Here is a 17618-nt window from a genome sequence, read left to right as displayed (position 1 = left end):
AGCCAGCAATGCCCTTGATCGTGGGGAGCGCCGCGTCAGCGGGGAGTCACGACCCGCCCAGGTCATGTCGGAAGGCGTAGGCGACGGCCTGCGCCCGGTCTCGGGCACCGATCTTCGCGAACAGGTGGTTGACGTGGCTTTTCACCGTCGCCTCACTCACCGTCAGGTGAGTGGCGATCTCCGCGTTGGACAGGCCCTGGGCCATCAGTGACAGCACTTCGGCCTCGCGCGGCGTCAGACCGTCGGGAAACCTCGGCGGTGACGTCGACTCGGCCGCGATGGCATCGACGACGTGCCGCTGAACGGCCGGGTCGATGACGGCGTGGTCGTCGACCACCTGCCGCAGCGCCTCGTGGATCTGCTCGCCGCTGGCGTCCTTGGTCAGGTAGCCCCGGGCGCCGGCCCGTAACGCGTCCAGCACCGACCGGTCGTCCGAGTAGGTGGTCAGCACCACCACCCTGACCTCGGGCGCCTCGACGCGTAGGCGGCGGGTGGCCTCGATCCCGTCGCACCGCGGCATCCGTAGGTCCATGAGCACAACATCCGGCCGCGCGGCCTGAACCAGCCTGACCGCCTCGGCGCCGTCGGCGGCCCCACCCACCACCTCGACATCCTTCATCAGAGAGAGCACCATGCCCAGCCCTTCGCGGACGACCCGCTGGTCGTCGGCGATGAGCACCCGGATCACGCCGGCACCGCCAACTCGACCCGGAACCCCTGGGCTGTCGCGCCCGCGCTGAGCGTCCCGCCGAGCAGCTCGGCCCGCTCACGCATCCCGGTCAACCCGTAACCGTCGGTCTCGTCGGGGACCACGGGCGGTCGAGCGGCGAAGTCCTCGACGATCAGGCGGGTGACCGTCGACTCGTAGGTGAGGTGCAGCGAAACCCGCGCCGGAGACGCGTGCCTGGTCACGTTGGTCATCGCCTCCTGCGCCACGCGATAGAGCGCCAGCCGCGCCTCCGACTGCAGCGGGCGCGGCTCCCCCGACACCACGAAGTCGCACGGTACGGCCTGGTCGCGAGTGAACTGCGCGGCCAGCGCGGCCAGCCGGTCCGGTCCGGGCAGGTCGTCGTCGCGCAGCATGCCGATGGCCCGGCGGGCCTCCTGCAGGCCGGTACGGGCGAGGTGGTGGGCACGGTCGACAACCGCCGGCAGGCGCGGGTCGGTCGGATCCTCGGCGATCAGCATGCGAGCGCCCTCCAGTTGCAGCGACAGCCCCGACAATGAGTGGGCGAGCACGTCGTGCATCTCGCGGGCCAGCCGCTGGCGCTCGGCCAGTCCGGCCGCCTCGGCCAGCGCCACCTGACCGGCCTCCAACTCGGCGAGCAGCCGCTTGGTCTCACGCTGCGCCTCGGCCAGGCGGAACGCCAGATACATCAGGCCGAACAGTACGGCGAACCCGGCGAGCACGGCCAGGAAGCCGAAGTCCTGCCCGGTGATCGAGGCCACCATCTCGAGCACCACGAAAGCCGCGATCAACACCGGGACGGCCACCCGGACGGGCATCAGTCCGGTCGCGGCGCACAGCACCGCCACCAGCACCGCGACCGAGGCGGGCCCGCCGGGCTGCACCGCCACCAGCGTCACCGAGCTGACCAGCATCGCCCCGACGAAGACCACGTACGCCGGTCGGATCGGCAGGTCGGCGACCGCGTTGCGGCCGAACACCCCGACCACGAACACGGCGGTGGCCAGCACGACGATCAATCGCCTGCCGGTCAGCCCGAATCCAGGCTCGGCGGTGGCGGCGGCCCACACGAACCACGACAGCATCAGCGGTGTCAGCAGTTGCATCCACCGCACGACCCGCAGGCGGGTCAGCGTCGGCTCCTCGGTCTGCACCGTTAAAACCTAGACCGATGTCGCCACGGCAGCATCGGCGCACGGTTGCAGACCCGTCTGCAACCGTGGGTGGAGACGGAACATCGATCCGCGCGCCGATGCTTCGCCCCGGCCTACGGACGCAGGCTGAACGGCATGAGGAACGACCATCTGAACACCGTTGTCAAACTGCTGGCCGCCTTCCTGGTGATCAGCGTGTCCACCGTCGTAGCCGTGGTGCTCATGCGCCACGACCCCGCGCTCGTCACCACGGCCGTCTGGGTCCGCACACCACTTGTCGCCGCCAGCGCGGCGGTGCTCCTGGTGCTGTCCCGGCGCGCAGCGGCGGGGCACCGCGGCTCCTTCCGCCGGCTCCGCATCATCGCCATGGTGGTGCTGGCCGCGATCGTCGCTGTCGTCGCCTGGCCCGGCGCGTTCCCGGTCTGGCTGCGCATCGAACAGGCCGTGTGCGGCGTGTTCATGGCCAGCGTCGTGGTCCGCACGAACCTTCGCGTGGTCCGGTCGGCCATGGCGGGCGGCTCAGGGGACGCGGTGGCCACTCCCGCCGCCCGCCCCTGGCCGGGACCGTGACTGGGCGGCGCCGCTCATTCGGCGCGTGTCGTGGGCGGTCGTGCGCGTGGCGGCCACCCCCAGCGCGGACCCACGACCCATCCCGGCCCGGTCCGACGCGGAGACGACGGGTCAGGGCGTCCAGCGCACGCTCGGGTTCACCCGCCCGGACCAGTCGAAGACTGCCATGTTGTCCCACTGGTTTCCGGTGCCGTTGATGTTGGCCGGATCCCAGCCGTTGCCCCGCACGGCATACCAGGTCGGCTCCCAGTAGAAGACACCGATGGCCCCCGCGTTGCGGGCGGTGTTCTGGACCCAGTCGAACTCCTGGGCCTGCCCGGACCACGTCGCACCGATGCCGTCACAGGTCGCGTCGCCGATGGCGTTCGGCTCGCTGTCCGCGTTGTTCCGGGTGAAGGGGTACGCGGTCTCCACGATCACCACCGGCTTTCCGTAGCGGCCGCGCAGGTCGACGATGTTGTTGTAGAGGTTCGCCAGGGTCCCGTGCCACATGCAGTAGTACGACAGGGCTGTCATGTCCCACTGCACACCCTGCGCGCGGATGCCGTCGTAGAACCATCGCGCGTTGGCGTTGCTGTCGGCGTCGGCGGTGTGGATCATCACCGGGATGCCGCTGCCACACGCCTTGGTCGCGTTGTAGCCCTGCTTGAGCAGGCCGGCCAGCGGGGCGAAGTCGTTGTTGACGACCTTGCCCTCGTCCCACAGCATCCCGACGTTGATCTCGTTGCCGATCTGCACGCTGTCCGGCGTGGTGCCCTGGCCGCGGAGGCTGGAGCAGACGTCGTAGGTGAACGTGTAGACGTCGGTGCGCAGTTGACTCAGGCTGTGGCCGACCCAGGCGGCCGGCTTGTACTGCTTGCCGGGGTCGGCCCAGGTGTCGGAGTAGTGGAAGTCGATGAGCACTTTGAGGCCCTTCGCCCTGGCCGCCCTCGCCTGGGCCAACACCCTGCTCTTGTTGTTGTAGCCGCTGACCGGGTTGTTCCAGACGCGCAGCCGGACGTAGTTGACGCCCACGGACTTCAGGATGTCCAGCGGGTCGCGGGCGACACCTCCGGCGTCGTAGTACCTGGCGCCCAGATCCAGGCTCCGCTGCAACGAGGAGACGTCGGCGCCCCGCATGCTGAGCGTGTTCGCGGCCGAGGCGGGAGTGGTCGTACCGCCGAGGGTGGTCGAGACGGCGAGAATGCCGGCCGTGACCGCCCCGAGCAGTGCTCTGCGGCGGCGGTGGGGAGTGCGCACGAGGATCCTCCAATGGGGACGCGTTCAGCCCACCGCGCAGGGAGCGCCGTTGAGCGAGAAGGCGGTGGGTGGCGCGTCGCTGACGCCCCACCGTCCCTGGACGCCAAAGCTCGCGGAGCCGTTCGGCGCGAGAACGCGGTTCCAGTCGACGTTGCGGGCGGTCACGCTGGTCCCGGTCTGGCCGACCGTGGCGTTCCAGGCCGAGGTGACCTGCTGGTCTCCCGGGTAGCCGAAGGTGACGATCCAGCCGTCGAGCGGTGCCGCGCCGAGGTTCTGGACCGTCACCGTGGCCACGAAGCCGCCCTGCCACTGCGACTGGTTCCGGTACGTCACCTGGCAGGTCGAGGGCGGCGGGGGCGGCGGAGTGGACGTCGTGGGCAGGGTGACCGTGTTGGACGCGATCGACACGTTGCCCGCCGCGTCCCGGGCGCGTACGTAGATCAGGTTGCGAAGCGGCGTCGACGCGGGCAGCGCCGCCGTGTACGTCGTTCCCGGCACGGTGGCGATCAGTGTCGAGCTGAACCAGCCGTCGAACTGGTAGACGTTGTATCCGAGCACGCCGACGTTGTCCGTCGACGGCGACCAGGACAGCGTGGCGGTCGAGGCGGTCACCTCGCCAAGGGTCAGGTTCTGCGGGGCGCTCGGCGGGGTGGTGTCCGGGCCGGTGTCGATCAACGGGGTGACAACGGTCAGCGCGTCCGTCGAGGCCGAGCGGTGTCCGAGGCTGTCCAGGGCGGCCACCCGGAACGAGTACTGCCTGCCCGGCCGGATGTAGTTGCTGATCGTGGCGGTGGTGACGGCTCCGACGCTGGCGCTGTAGATGACGTCGTCGAACGCCTGGTAGTACGTGATGTCGTAGCCGGTGACGGCGCAGCAGCCCGGCTTGGCGGCAGTCCAGGTGAGGGTGACCGACCCGCTGCGGACCTCGCTGGCGGCCAGGTTCGTCGGCACGCTCGGCGGGAAGGGCGAGGTGTTCGGCGTACTGGGCGCCGTGGTTGGGGCCGGCGGCACGGTGGCGGTCGGCTCCGCGAGGCCGCCGGGGGCCGGGACGACTCCGGGGTACGCCGCTGGCGGCGCGGCCCCGGCGTCGGCTGCCGGAGCGACGCTGAACGCGCTGATGAGCACCGCCGTCGACACCACGACGGCGGCCAGCAGACCCGGCCGCAGGCGGCGGATCAGCGAGGAAGGAAACACGCCTGTCATACGTCGACGATCCCGCCAGACATCGATGATCGCCAACGTATCTCACGCCTCGGTCGGCGACCGCGCTCGGGTCTCACCCGAGTCATTGACGTCTCAACTTTCCCGCAGTAGCTTATCTCCATTCAGGATCATCTATTTAAGAAGGTGAACCATGCTGTTGAAGACCATCGCCGTCGCCGCGTCCGTCGTAGGTGTGCTGGCCACCGCCCCCGCCGCCTCGGCGGCGACCACCCAGGCGGCGGACGGCCCCTGGGCCCCCGGGAACTGCCCACAGGGCATGCTCTGCATCTGGCCAAACTGGAACCACCCGCCGGAGGGGCCGGTCGAGACGCCGTCCGTGCTGACCAACACCGAGTGGTCCGGCTACGCCCCGGCCTTCAACTACTACAACTACACCTCCCGGAACGCCGAGATCACCTGGTCCTACACGTATCTCGGGACGCCGCTCACCGGCACTGTCTGCGCGCGAGCCAACGGCAGTGGTGACCTGTACGTGCCCATGCACGTGACGAAGGTGAGCTGGCAGCCGCGCTCCTGCTGACCGCCCGCACGCAGGCGGGACGGCGCCGCCGGATGACAGTCACGCCGGCTCGGGTACGCCTGGAGGATCGCCGTCGTCGGGCATCGGCTCGGTGGGCGCCTCCGGCAGGTCGCTCGGCGTACCGGGAAGCAGCTCCTCGGCGGTCTCCGGAACGGGCTCGCGAGGATCGAGGGGTGGATAGACGTCCGGATCGAGCTCTGGATTGGTCATCGGGGAAGTATCCAGCACGACAGGTTTCGCCGCCTCTCGAAGCGGTAGCCGCGGCACCCGGGCGCCAGCGCTCTCGGCGACGACCAGGGCACATCTCCACCTGCACGTGGCCCCGACTTCCGCTATCTGTAAACAACCCTTGCTATTAAGGCGCACCGACGTCAATATGTGGAGGTCACGGGTCGCCGAAGCCGGGGAGTGAGCCATGAGAAGCCGTCGAATATTCGCAGTGGTGGCCGGGGCGGCGATGACCGTCACGGCCGCCATCGCCTTCGTCCCCAGCAGCATGGCGGCCGTGTCCTCGGCCAACGCCGTCGCGCTGGTCGCCTGCACCGCACCGGCCTGGGCCGAGGGCACCACCTACCAGGCAGGCGCCCAGGTGACCTACGGCGGCCGGCTCTACCAGGCGCTGGTCACGCACACCGCGTACGCCGGTGCCGGCTGGAACCCCGCCGCGACCCCGTCGCTGTGGCGCGACTTGGGCGCCTGCTCGGGAAGCACGCCGCCGCCCACCACGCCTCCCCCGACGACCGCTCCACCCACCACGCCTCCCCCGACGACCGCGCCGCCCACCACGCCGCCGCCGACCACGGCTCCCCCCACCACGCCGCCGCCCACTGGCGGGACCTGCGCGGTGAAGTCGCGGCCCACCGGCAAGGTGCTGCAGGGCTACTGGGAGAACTGGGACGGCGCCTCCAACGGCGTCCACCCCGGACTTGGCTGGATCCCGATCACCGACAGCCGGCTCACCCAGCACGGCTACAACGTGATCAACGCGGCGTTCCCGGTGATCCGCTCGGACGGCACGGTCCTCTGGGAGAACGGCATGGACGCCGGCGTGAAGGTGGCCACCCCGGCCGAGATGTGCCAGGCCAAGGCCGCCGGCGCCACGATCCTGATGTCGATCGGCGGGGCCGCCGCGGGCATCGACCTGAGCTCCACCGCTGTCGCCGACCGGTTCATCGCGACGATCGTGCCGATCCTGACGGCCTACCACTTCGACGGCATCGACATCGACATCGAGACGGGCCTGACCGGTAGCGGCAACATCAACACCCTGTCGACGTCGCAGGCCAACCTGATCCGGATCATCGACGGAGTGCTGGCCCGGATGCCCTCGAACTTCGGCCTGACCATGGCACCGGAGACCGCCTACGTCACCGGCGGCAGTGTGGTCTACGGCTCGATCTGGGGTTCCTACCTGCCGATCATCAAGAAGTACGTGGACAACGGCCGGCTCTGGTGGCTGAACATGCAGTACTACAACGGCAGCATGTACGGCTGCGCCGGCGACTCGTACCCCGCCGGCACCGTGCAGGGGTTCACGGTGCAGACGCAGTGCCTGAACAACGGCCTCACCATCGGGGGCACCACCATCCGCGTGCCGTACGACAAGCAGGTCCCGGGCCTGCCCGCGCAGAACGGGGCGGGCGGCGGGTACATGTCGACGTCGCTGGTCACGCAGGCGTACAACAGTGTCCCCGGCATCAAGGGCCTGATGACCTGGTCGGCGAACTGGGACGGGTCGAAGGGTTGGACCTTCGGCGACAACGTCAAGCGCCTGCAGGGCCGCTGACGGGTTACTGACGTCGGGCCCACCGCCAGCCGGCATCCCGGCCAGCGGTGGGCCCGGCGATAGGTCGTCGATCGTCTCCAGTGGCCCGTCGACGCCCGGGTGGGCGGTCGCTCGATGAGTGCGCTGGTGAGGGGCCGGCTGGCTGGGAGCGGTACCAGTCGGGGCGGAATTCAACCCTCCCGATCGCTACACTCGCCGCAACCCGGCACCGCCCGCAGACCTCAGCCTGCGCCCGTCCCGATCGAATGGAGACGCCTGTGACCCGCGACAAGGCGGCACCCCCCGGCATCGACCCCAGCATTCCCAGCGTGGCCCGGGTCTATGACTTCTTCCTGGGCGGCAAGGACAACTTCGAGGTCGACCGACAGGTCGCCGAGCACGCCCTGCGGATCACACCCGATGGACCAGCGGCCGGTCAGGCGAACCGGGCCTTTCTGCGTCGCGTGATCCGCTTCCTCGTCGCCGAGGCGGGCATCGATCAGTTCCTCGACATTGGATCCGGGCTGCCCACCCAGGGCAACGTCCACGAGGTCGCCACCGAGCAGAACCCGAAGGCTCAGGTGGTGTACGTGGACAATGACCCGATCGTCCTGACACACGGCCGGGCTCTGCTCGCCGCCGACGGCACCGCGACGGTGATCCAGGCGGACATCCGGGAGCCGCAGGAGATCCTCGACCACCCGGACGTACGTCGGTTCCTCGACTTCGACAGGCCGATCGGCCTGTTGCTCTTCGCGATCCTGCACCACCTCGGCGACGACGAGGATCCGCGTGCGGTGGCGGCGGCGTTGATCGACGCGCTGCCCTCCGGCAGCTATGTGGCGGTCTCGCACTTCCGCGACCCGGGTGAGCGGGACCCCGAAGGCTCCCGCAAGGCCCGCGAGGTCGAGCGGGTCTTCAACGAGTCGCTGGGCACCGGCCGCTGGCGTACCGACGAGGAGATCCTCTCGTTCGTCGACGGGCTGACGGTGCTGGAGCCGGGGCTGGTGCCGCTGGCCGAGTGGCGTCCCGAGCCGGGTACGCCCGCTCCGGCGCAGACCGACACCTATCACACCTTCGTCGGGCTCCTCGCCCGCAAACCGTAGGCCCCGTTCCCGGTGCGGTCCCGGGCGAGAGTTCGCCCGGGACCAGTGCGGGGACGGATCGGTGACGCTCTCGGCCGCCGAGGCGGGCCGCTGCGCTCGTCTGCACGACAGCGGAAAGGCCGCTTCCCGAATTCAGGAAGCGGCCTTTCACGTGGGGAAACTGAGAGCGGGCGACGCCGGTGGGTTGCGGTTCGTCAGGAGGCGGGTTCGAGGGCCCACTGGCTGGTCCACCAGTTGGCGGGCGCGGCACCGTACTGGACGCTGCCGGTCATGTTCTCGGTATGGGCGTAGGTGCCCTTCCAACGGTTCTTCAGGCGCAAGGGGTCGTCGACCGGCTCCTGGGCCCACTGCGCCGACCAGTAGGTGCCGGGCACCGCACCGGTCTGCACGTTGCCGGTCTGGTTCTCCACGTGCAGGTAGTTGCCGGTGGCACGGTTCTTGAACCGGACGTAACCGTCGACGTTCTCGACGGCCCACTGGGCGGACTGGTCGGTGCTGGCAGCGGCGGCGTACCTGGCGGTGCCACTGCCGTCGTCCTTGATGTACTGGCCGGTCTGCCGGTTCTTCAGCCGCTGATAGGCCACCGGGTAGCCGCCGTCCTTCTTGTACACGCGGAGGTAGTCGACACTCCAGGTCTTGGGCCAGACGTCGTTGTGCTGACCGGAGCCGGCGTCGGTGTAGATGCCCATGATCAGCCCCATCGGCATGTTGGGCGCGTCGTTGATCGTCCGGTAGAGCTGGCCGTCGTAGTAGAACTTGATGTCGGTGGGCGTCCACTCCATGCCGTACGTGTGGAACTCGGTGGTCGGCGACCCGCTGGGCACAGGGGCGATCGACGCGTACGAGCTGGACAGGAAGTTCGGGTCGCCCCAGCTGCGGGCGGCGATCCGCCAGTTGTTCGGCTCGGAGAAGAACGTCTCGACCATGTCGACCTCGGGGTTGCGCGATGCGCTGGAGGTGTCCCCGGTGCCGACCAGCCAGAGGGCCTGGTGGCCGCCCCCGCCGACGTTCGACTTCTTGGCCCGCAGCTCGACGTAGCCGTACTGGAACGTGTAGCCGTTGAAGTCGGGCTCGTGGTGGTTCAACGGCATCGAGCCGTTGAACTTGTGCCAGTAGTCCTTGTTGTAGGTCTGGAACGAGGAGATCTTGACCGTGCCGTCGTACTGCGGATTCCACGCCGGGGTGTCGGCGTCGAGCCGCTGGGTGAGCACACCGTCGGCGATGGTGTAGCGCGCCTTGGCACCCAGCTCGCGGTTGGCGGGGGAGGTCCAGTGCGGCAGGTAGTAGGGCAGCCAGCGGTTCGTGTTGAGGGTGCTGACGTCGAACTCTTCGGAGAAGTCGAGTGTGTAGCCCGGTTTGGCGAGCGGGCTGGGCGGGGTGTCGCCGGCCTGCGCCGGCGCGGCGGTGACGATGCCGGCGAGGGTGACTCCGAGGATCATCGAGCTGGCTGCGGCGAGAACTCTTCGAAAGCGATGCGCCATGAGGCACTCCCGGGGGTAACGAAAGAAAAGTTCTTTCGGAATATGCCGGCGAGCCCAGCCGCTGTCAAGAGCCGTCGGTGAACAGCTCCGCGCGGACCGTGTCCCGGGCGGTCTCGACCGCGCCGATCGCCACCGCGTCGTCTCCGAGCGCGGAGATCGTCAGGCCTGGCAACTCGTACAGGATCTCGGCGAGGTGGCGCCGCACCGGCTCCATCACCGTCTCGCCGGCGCGCGCGATGCCACCGCCCACCACGACCACCTGCGGGTCCATGGCGAGAACCATGGCGCCCACCCCCTCGGCGAGCGCCCGGGCGTAGTCGTCGACGGCCCGGACCGCACGCTTGTCCCCCCGCCTGGCCTGCGCGAAGACCCACTCGCGTGAATTCATGCCGGGAGCTACCCCCGCGTCGGAAAGCAGCTTGCGGGGTGCCGCCTCCCAGCCCAGGCCCGGGTGCCGGCCGATCTCTCCCGCAGCCCCCCGGCCGCCGCCGAACGGCCTGCCGTCCACCAGGACGCCGACGCCGAGGCGGTGCCCGGCATGCACGTACAGGACGTGGTCGACGCCCTGCGCGGCACCGACCCGGTGCTCGGCGAGGACCGCGAGGTTGGCGTCCTTGACGGCGCTCACCGGGCAGTCCAGGCGGGCGGCGAGTTCCTTGGCAAGTGCCGTGCCGGTCCAGTCCGGGATGGCCACGCTCAGCCGCACCACACCGTCGGCGATGATGCCCGGGGAGCCGGCACAGGCCGCCCACAGCCGAGGTGAGTTGGCCGGAATCGTCCGTCGCAGCAGGTTGACCGCGGCGTCGATGCGGCCGGTCGGGTCCAGGGCCGGGTCGATCGCGGCCCGGGCGGCCGCCACCTGCGCGCCGGCGAGGTCGGTGATCCGCACCGACACCGCGTGCGCCCCGATGTCGAGGCCGGCCAGGATGCCCGCGTCCGCGGCGAAGCGGTACCGCTGTGCCGGCCGCCCTCCGGTTCGGGCGGTGTCGAAACCGTCCAGCAGCAGCAGTCGGGACTCCACCAGGGAGGTCAGGATGCCCTGCACGGTGGGGCGGGACAACCCGGTCTCGCGGGCGACACCGCTGATGGTCAGCGACGGCCCCTCGTAGAGCAGTCGCAGCACACGACGCGTGTTCAGATGCCGTAGGGCGCTCTGGTCCCCGCCCGGAAGAGCGTCACCTACGGTCATTCGCTGCCCCTTGACGTGGGTTCGTAGACCGCTCATTATAGCGAACGCAAGTTTCCTTCGAAACTACTCCTGCCCAGGGAGATCCCCCATGAAGTCATTGCCATCGGTGAAGAGTGCGCTCAGCGCGGCAGCAGTGCTCCTCGCGCTCGGCGCGTGCGCACCCGGCAGCTCCTCCAGCGATGAACCGGCCGCCGACGCGAACGCGGCCGTCCAGACCGGCGTTCCGTCCGGCCCTGTGGAACTCAACCTGATCGCCACCCCCGAGTCGGGCGCCGCCATGAAGGACATCATCCCGGCGTTCAAGGCGAAGCACCCCAACGTCAAGATCAACTACGTCGACACCACGTACGACGACTACAACAAGTCGCTCAACCTCGCGTTGTCCAGCGACACCTCGCCCGACATCGTGCTGCTCAACGCGGTGGGCACCACGGTCAAGGACCAGTTGATCCTCAACCTTCAGCCGTATGCGAAGGCGTACGGCTGGGAGACGGCATACCCGGCCGGGCAGCTCAACCAGTGGCGGGTCGCCAAGGACGGCACCACCCTCGGCTCAGGCGACCTGTACGCGGCACCCGCTTCCTTCTCGCAGGTCGGCCTCTACTACAACAAGGCCAAGTTGAAGAAGCTCGGCATCGCTGCGGCTCCGGCCTCACTCGAGGACCTGGAGGCCGCCCTGGCCAAGGCCAAGGCCGGCGGTGAGACCCCGCTCCAGCTCGGCAACAAGGAGGGCCACGCCTCCTTCCCGATCCAGCTCATCGGGCAGTCCACGGACGGCCCGGCCGCGTACGCCAAGTGGGTCTTCGGTGAGGGCGGCGCCACCTTCGACACCGCCGGGAACGCGAAGGGCGCCCAGAGCATCACCGACTGGGGTACGAAGGGCTACTACTCCAAGGACGCCAACGGCATCGACCTGCAGGGTGCGGTGGACAAGTTCACCAAGGGCGACGGCGTCTTCTTCGTCGACGGCTCCTGGGACTCGAAGAAGATCGGCGACGCGCTGCGGGGCGACGCCGGCTTCGTGGCCTTCCCCGGCCCCAAGGCCACCGCGATCGGCACCTCGGTGGCGTACGGGATCTCACGGAAGTCGAAGAACGCGCAGGCCGCCGCCGCCTTCCTGGACTTCCTGCGCGGCCCGGAGGCTGCCAAGGCCTCCTTCGCGCAGGGCTTCCTGCCCTCGGACACCTCGACCGTGACCGCCGAGCCCGGCACGATCTCCGCCGACCTGATCGCCGCGTGGAACAAGGTCAACGCCGATGACGGGCTCATCGGGTTCAACAACAACGCCACCGCGACCATGAACGACACGCTGGTCGCCGAGACCCAGAAGCTGATCGCCGGCAAGGTCGACCCCGCCACGTTCATCCGGGCCGTCCAGTCCGACTGGGCCAAGACGCATGGCTGACAGCCTCGCGAACCGCGTGGCCGTCCGGGACCGCACCGTCGTCGCTCCCGCGACGCCGGTGCGGGCCCGGCGGTCGCGGGCACGACTCGTACCGCTGCTCTACACCGCACCGGCGCTGCTCTTCTACGCGGCCTTCGTGATCGCGCCCTGGCTGCACAGCCTCTGGATCTCGTTCTGGGACTGGAACGGGATCGGCGTCGCCACCTGGGCCGGGCTCGACAACTACCGGGAGATCCTCGCCGACCCGGCGCTGCGGCTCTCCCTGGTCCACGCCTTCGGGCTGATCCTCTTCTACTCGGTCATCCCGATCTGCTTCGGCCTGGTGCTGGCGGCGCTCGTCGCGAACGTGCCCTGGAAGGGCATGCCCTTCGTCCGTACCGTGATCTTCCTGCCGCAGATCCTTCCGCTGGTCGCGGTCGGCAGCGTCTGGAAGCTGTTCTTCGACGACGACGGACCGTTCAACGCGCTGCTGCGCGCGGTCGGCCTGTCCGACCTCACCCGGGCCTGGCTGGGTGACTTCACCTGGGCCTACCCGGCGGTCGGAGTCGTCGGGACCTGGGTCTCGACCGGGCTCTGTTTCCTGCTGCTGTACTCCGGAATCGGCAAGATCGATCCGGCCCTGTACGAAGCCGCCCGACTCGACGGCGCCGGCGCGATCCACGAGTTCTGGCACGTCACAATGCCGGGTCTGCGCCGCGAGATGTCGGTGGCCGCGACCGTCACCGTGATCGCAGCCCTGGCCAGCTTCGACGTCGTCTACGTGATGACCGCCGGCGGCCCCGGGGAGTCGACACTGGTGCCCGGTGTCGCCATCTACCGGCTGACCTTCACCGCGGGGCAGGTCGGCACCGCCTGCGCGCTCGCCGTCGTCCTGTCCCTGTTGACCTGCGCGGTCATGTTCGCCCTCAACCGCCTCACCCGGGAGAAGACATGATCCGGTCGATGACCCGGTTGTCGCTGCTGGCTGCCACCGCCTCGGTGCTGGTTCCCTTCTACGCGATCCTCGCCGCGTCGCTGCAACCACAGGACAATCTCAGCCCGGGCCTCGCGTGGCCGTCGGATCCGCAGTGGCACAACTACGTCGACGCCTGGTCGACAGGCGGCTTCGCTGACCTCATGCGGTCCAGCCTGATCATCGCGCTCGGCGTCGTACCCCTCGCTCTGGTGCTCGCGACGCTCGCCGGATACGGGCTGGCGATGATGCGGCTCGCCGTCCGGGGGCCGATCTTCGCGTTGCTCATGCTGGGTCTGGCCCTGCCGTACGAGTCGATCGTCATCCCGCTCTACTACGACCTCAAGTCGATCGGACTCCTCAACACCTACTGGGCGGTCATCCTGCCGCTCATCGGGGCGTTCATGCCGTTCGGGGTGTTCTGGATGCGGAGCCACTTCGAGTCGCTGCCGCCGGAACTCACCGAGGCCGCCGAGATGGACGGCGCGACCAGCAGGCAGATCCTGCGCCAGGTCCTGCTGCCCACCGCCCGGCCGGCGCTCACCACCCTCGGCCTTCTCTACTTCATGTGGGCGTGGAACCAGTTCCTGCTCGCGCTGATCCTCATCCAGGACCCGGCGATGCGGACGGCGCCGTCCGGGCTCGGCAAGTTCATCCAGGCCTACGGCCGCAACATTCCGCTGCTCAGCGCCGGAACGATCATCGTCATCGTCCCCGTGGTCATCCTCTACCTCTTCTTCCAGCGCCACTTCGTCAAAGGCATCCTTTCCGGCGCCATCAAATAGGAGACACCTGATGTCCATCACACTGGCGATCGTCGGTGCCGGAGCGCGAGGCGCGGCCTACGCACGCCTCGCCGCCGCCACCGCAAACGCCACGATCGCAGCTGTCGCCGATCCCGACCCCGCCCGCCGCATCACCCTGGCCGACGAGTTCGACGTACCCGCCGAGCGCCGGTTCGCCTCGTGGGAAGACCTCGCCGCACAGCCCCGGCTCGCCGACGCGGTGATCGTGGCGACCCCCGATCGCGCGCATGTCGAGCCGGTGGTGGCCTTCGCCGAACGCGGCTACGCGATCCTGCTGGAGAAGCCGATGGCCCCGTTGCCCGAGCAGGCGGAACGCATCGTCGCCGCAGCCGTCGACAACGACGTCCTCCTCGCCGTCTGTCACGTACTCCGATACACGCCCTATTCCCAGACACTCAAGCGGCTGATCGACTCCGGGCGGATCGGCGCGATCGTCAGCATCGATCACCTGGAGCCGGTCGGCTGGTGGCACCACGCCCACAGCTACGTGCGCGGCAACTGGGCGGTGGAGGCCGAATCCTCGTCGATGCTGCTCGCCAAGTCCTGCCACGACATCGACTGGCTCGGCCACCTCATCGGCCGACCGGTCCGACGGGTCTCCTCCTTCGGCGGCCTCGCCCACTTCCGGCCGGAGAACCGTCCAGCCGGAGCGACCGAGCGCTGCGTCGACTGCCCGGTCGAACGATCCTGTGCCTACTCCGCGATCCGGATCTACGAACGTTTCCTCGGTGATCCCGTCCACGAGGCATGGCCGCTGGGCGTGCTCACCGACGACGTCAGCGCGGACGGTGTCCACAAAGCGCTCAGGGACGGCCCGTACGGCGTCTGCGTCTACGCGGGCCGCAACGACGTCGTCGACCACCAGGTGGTCAACCTCGAATATGAGGGCGGCACCACGGTCGCCTTCACGATGACGGCCTTCACCGCGCTTGACTTCCGCAAGACGCGGATCTTCGGCACGTTCGGCAGCATCGAGGGAGACGGTCGTACCCTGCACGTCCACGACTTCCTCACCGACACCGTCGAGACCATCAACCTGGATCCCGACGGCGACGCCTCGGCCGCGGACGGGCACGGCGGCGCCGACGGGGCGCTCATCGAGGCGTTCATCGAGGCGGTCGCCACCGGGGACCGCTCACTTGTCACCTCCGGACCCGAGGAGAGCATCTCCTCCCACCGAGTCGTCTGGGCAGCCGAGCGGTCCCGCGCCACCGGCAGCGTCGTCGAGCTGACTCCGGCCACGTCGATCTAGGGAATACGCCGGCCGTCCGCCACGCGGAACCCCGGGGCGATCGCCGTGCGGTCGCCCCGGGAGGACGAGCGCCCATCCCGGCGAAGGTCTGGCCGGACTCCGACCGCACGCTCCGCGACGTGCCGCAGGCCCTGGTCGACCGGGCTGACCGAAACGCTGGCGCACAACGCTGCTCGATCCCGGGCGGCCGATCGTGTCGAGGGGTGCGGGGTCGGCCTGGCCGGCCGGAGCCGGGGCTGTGCTCGAATGCAGCCCGTTTCCTGCTGACACCACACCCGGTGGGCGTGAGGATGGGGGCATGAGTTCATCGCAGCCCGTCGTCGATCCCGGGCCCGAGCCGCACGCGACGACTGGAGAACCGGTGAATACCGCGGGCGCCCGGTCCGGGACCCCGCCACCGCACTCCCCCGAGGCTGCGCCGGATCACCGCTACCTGCTCGACAATGCCCGACGCGAGGCGGGCGAGCGGTTCGGCTGGCTGGCCGAGCTGTTCGACGGTGTCACGCGCGGGCACCTCGACCGGCTCGGGCTGAGGGCGGGCTGGCGCTGCTGGGAAGTCGGTGCCGGAGGGCCCAGCATTCCCGAGGCCCTGGCCGCGGCCGTCGGACCAACCGGTCACGTGCTGGCCACGGACATCAACCCGACCTGGTTGGATCCGCACGGCGGGTACGAGGTGCTTCGGCACGACGTCGTCGGGGACCCGCCTCCGCAGTCCGGCACGTTTGACCTGGTACACGCACGGCTCGTGCTCGTTCACGTGCCCGACCGTGCCCGGGCGTTGGCGACGATGGTGGCGGCGTTGAAGCCCGGCGGCTGGTTGTTGATCGAGGACGCCGACACCGAGTTGCAGCCGCTGGCCTGCCTCGATGAGGTCGGTCCGGCGCAGCGGCGTGCCAACCGACTGCGGCGTGCCGTCCGGGAGTTGCTGACGCGCCGCGGCGCCGATCTGCGCTACGGCCGTACGCTGCCGCAGTCGTTGCGCGCGGCGGGCCTGGTCGATGTGGCGGCGGCCGGTTCCTTCCCGGTCGGCGGGGTGGCCTGCGACCGGCTGGAGACGGCGACGGTGCGCCTGGTCCGCGCCGAGTTGCTCGCCGCCGGGCTGGCCGACGACGCCGAGATCGACGCGCACCTGGCCGCCGTCGATGCCGGCGAACTCGACCTCACCCTCGCGCCGCTGATCTCGGCCTGGGGACGCCGCGCAGCCTGAGCACGCTGCCTGACCTTCCCGCCAGGCTCGCTGAAGTCAACGGGCCAGGTTGGCTGGCGTGGGCGGCATCAACGTCGGATCGTCTCGTCCGATGTACTGGTCGTACAGGGCGCTGAAAGTCTCGGCCGCGTTCGACTCGTCTGGGCGCTCGCCTTCCCAGACCGCGAGGTCGTACGTCATGAACAGCGAGTATGCCCGGCCGGGAACCGGTGATCGGGTTACCCGTCGCCGAGCTGTCTCGTGCGGCTGCAGCAGATGATCGTCGCGTCGTCCGGGGCGACGTCGCCGCGAACCTCGGCCTCCCTGACCCGGCCGATGACCTCGCCGGGTCCGGCGGTTTCCGCCAGCTGCAGCAGTCCCGCCCAACTGGTCAGTCCGAGGGTGTCCACCAGCCGGCTCGCGCCGTTGCTCAGCAGAGCGGCAACTGTCACCTCGTCCGTTGGGCAACTGCCGGTGATCGCCTCGTCCACAACCCGCGGGTTGTCCTTGGCCACCCAGAAACCGCCCGGGCTGTTGCGTCGAGCACGCAACTCCAGCAGGATCCGCCGGTACTCGTCCGTGCCTTCAGGCACGCCCTTCAGCCGGGCCTCCACGGGGCTGGCGATCATCGCCTCGCGCGGGTCGCGGGTGACCAAGGGATCGGCGCCGGTCCGGCCGATGACCGCCACGGCGTCTCCGAGGACCAGGTGCTCGACGAGGCCATCCGAGAACCGGAGCATCGCGACTGCCGCGTAAGGGCTGATCGAGTTGGTGACATCGCAGGTGACGCGATGCTCGTCGGTGATCCGCTCGATGCTCTCGGCCAGCCCGTCACGTAGGGCCCGGTGCTGGGACAACGCGCCCAGGAGAGCACCGCCGAGACGGCTGGCGTACCAGGTCACTCCGTGGTGGCAGACCTTCTCGGCACCGGCGATGCCGCCCGCGCCGTCAACCAGAACCACACCGGACGGCACGGCACCGGCGAAATCCTCATTCGTCCGCCCCGGGTGCCCCGCATCGGTGGCCATCATCACCCGCACCACCCGATCATCGCACCGTCAATGGTGGGAGCGGTCGAAGA

18 protein-coding genes are annotated in these 17618 nt (G+C 69.5%); 9 read left to right on the top strand and 9 right to left on the bottom strand.

The annotated features are described in order from the left end of the window. Positions 1-46: 46 nt before the first annotated feature. Both B0E54_RS21515 and B0E54_RS21510 read right to left on the bottom strand, forming a co-directional pair. Positions 47-688 carry a response regulator transcription factor gene (locus B0E54_RS21515; RefSeq protein ID WP_234587606.1) on the bottom strand — a complete coding sequence of 214 codons (642 nt, stop codon included), beginning with the start codon at positions 686-688 and terminating at the stop codon, positions 47-49. Then, positions 685-1842: a sensor histidine kinase gene (locus tag B0E54_RS21510; RefSeq protein WP_234587605.1), complete on the bottom strand. Its 1158-nt coding sequence runs from the start codon at positions 1840-1842 to the stop codon at positions 685-687. The genes B0E54_RS21515 and B0E54_RS21510 overlap by 4 nt, the downstream gene beginning before the upstream one ends. Before the next feature lie 135 nt (positions 1843-1977). On the opposite strand from B0E54_RS21510, the gene B0E54_RS21505 reads away from it, so the two are divergent. Beyond that, positions 1978-2412 (top strand): hypothetical protein, encoded by a 435-nt coding sequence (locus B0E54_RS21505; RefSeq protein ID WP_234587604.1) that lies wholly within the window; start codon positions 1978-1980, stop codon positions 2410-2412. Positions 2413-2523: 111 nt separating this feature from the next. Here the strand turns inward: B0E54_RS21505 and B0E54_RS21500 are convergent, their stop codons facing one another. Then, a complete protein-coding gene (locus B0E54_RS21500) occupies positions 2524-3651 on the bottom strand; it encodes a glycosyl hydrolase 53 family protein (protein WP_234587603.1) in 1128 nt (375 codons plus the stop codon). Between the two features lie 24 nt (positions 3652-3675). Then, on the bottom strand, positions 3676-4854 hold the full coding sequence (locus tag B0E54_RS21495; RefSeq protein ID WP_234587602.1) for a cellulose binding domain-containing protein: 1179 nt from the start codon (positions 4852-4854) through the stop codon (positions 3676-3678). A 151-nt stretch (positions 4855-5005) separates the two neighbouring features. Between B0E54_RS21495 and B0E54_RS21490 the strand changes: the two genes are divergently transcribed. Then, positions 5006-5395: a hypothetical protein gene (locus B0E54_RS21490; RefSeq protein WP_234587601.1), complete on the top strand. Its 390-nt coding sequence runs from the start codon at positions 5006-5008 to the stop codon at positions 5393-5395. A gap of 39 nt (positions 5396-5434) precedes the next feature. Here B0E54_RS21490 and B0E54_RS21485 read toward each other — a convergent pair whose 3' ends face one another. Beyond that, complete coding sequence (locus B0E54_RS21485) at positions 5435-5605, bottom strand: hypothetical protein (RefSeq protein WP_234587599.1); 171 nt, start codon at positions 5603-5605, stop codon at positions 5435-5437. A 205-nt stretch (positions 5606-5810) separates the two neighbouring features. Here B0E54_RS21485 and B0E54_RS21480 point away from each other — a divergent pair, with 205 nt between their 5' ends. After that, positions 5811-7181, top strand: coding sequence for a carbohydrate-binding protein (locus tag B0E54_RS21480; RefSeq protein WP_234587597.1), 1371 nt, complete (start codon positions 5811-5813; stop codon positions 7179-7181). A gap of 257 nt (positions 7182-7438) precedes the next feature. Continuing rightward, the gene (locus B0E54_RS21475) at positions 7439-8266 is read left to right on the top strand and encodes an SAM-dependent methyltransferase (RefSeq protein ID WP_234587595.1); all 828 of its coding nucleotides are present in this window, start codon (positions 7439-7441) and stop codon (positions 8264-8266) included. Positions 8267-8460: 194 nt separating this feature from the next. Here B0E54_RS21475 and B0E54_RS21470 read toward each other — a convergent pair whose 3' ends face one another. Together B0E54_RS21470 and B0E54_RS21465 are read right to left on the bottom strand one after the other, a co-directional pair. Beyond that, the gene (locus B0E54_RS21470) at positions 8461-9747 is read right to left on the bottom strand and encodes a family 16 glycosylhydrolase (RefSeq protein ID WP_234587593.1); all 1287 of its coding nucleotides are present in this window, start codon (positions 9745-9747) and stop codon (positions 8461-8463) included. 64 nt (positions 9748-9811) lie between these two features. Continuing rightward, positions 9812-10936 carry an ROK family transcriptional regulator gene (locus B0E54_RS21465; RefSeq protein WP_234587591.1) on the bottom strand — a complete coding sequence of 375 codons (1125 nt, stop codon included), beginning with the start codon at positions 10934-10936 and terminating at the stop codon, positions 9812-9814. An 88-nt stretch (positions 10937-11024) separates the two neighbouring features. On the opposite strand from B0E54_RS21465, the gene B0E54_RS21460 reads away from it, so the two are divergent. From B0E54_RS21460 to B0E54_RS21440, 5 genes are all read left to right on the top strand, one after another. Further along, positions 11025-12341, top strand: a complete 1317-nt coding sequence (locus tag B0E54_RS21460) for an ABC transporter substrate-binding protein (RefSeq protein ID WP_234587589.1) — start codon at positions 11025-11027, stop codon at positions 12339-12341. After that, entirely contained in the window at positions 12334-13275 is a 942-nt protein-coding gene (locus B0E54_RS21455) for a carbohydrate ABC transporter permease (RefSeq protein WP_234587587.1), read from the top strand. Before B0E54_RS21460 ends, B0E54_RS21455 begins: the two co-directional genes overlap by 8 nt. Further along, on the top strand, positions 13272-14078 hold the full coding sequence (locus B0E54_RS21450; RefSeq protein ID WP_210865260.1) for a carbohydrate ABC transporter permease: 807 nt from the start codon (positions 13272-13274) through the stop codon (positions 14076-14078). The genes B0E54_RS21455 and B0E54_RS21450 overlap by 4 nt, the downstream gene beginning before the upstream one ends. Positions 14079-14088: 10 nt before the next feature. Further along, positions 14089-15351: a Gfo/Idh/MocA family protein gene (locus B0E54_RS21445; RefSeq protein WP_234587585.1), complete on the top strand. Its 1263-nt coding sequence runs from the start codon at positions 14089-14091 to the stop codon at positions 15349-15351. A gap of 361 nt (positions 15352-15712) precedes the next feature. Continuing rightward, positions 15713-16558, top strand: coding sequence for a methyltransferase domain-containing protein (locus B0E54_RS21440; RefSeq protein ID WP_234587582.1), 846 nt, complete (start codon positions 15713-15715; stop codon positions 16556-16558). 36 nt (positions 16559-16594) lie between these two features. Here B0E54_RS21440 and B0E54_RS21435 read toward each other — a convergent pair whose 3' ends face one another. Together B0E54_RS21435 and B0E54_RS21430 are read right to left on the bottom strand one after the other, a co-directional pair. Further along, a complete protein-coding gene (locus B0E54_RS21435) occupies positions 16595-16738 on the bottom strand; it encodes a hypothetical protein (protein WP_234587580.1) in 144 nt (47 codons plus the stop codon). 38 nt (positions 16739-16776) lie between these two features. After that, positions 16777-17568, bottom strand: a complete 792-nt coding sequence (locus B0E54_RS21430) for a hypothetical protein (protein WP_234587578.1) — start codon at positions 17566-17568, stop codon at positions 16777-16779. Between the last annotated feature and the right edge of the window lie 50 nt (positions 17569-17618).

The organism is Micromonospora sp. MH99, from assembly GCF_021442385.1.
In the GTDB taxonomy this organism is placed as follows: Bacteria; Actinomycetota; Actinomycetes; order Mycobacteriales; family Micromonosporaceae; genus Micromonospora.
The sequence above is the reverse complement of the archived record's forward strand: the minus strand, read 5'-3'. Positions and strand labels throughout refer to the sequence as shown.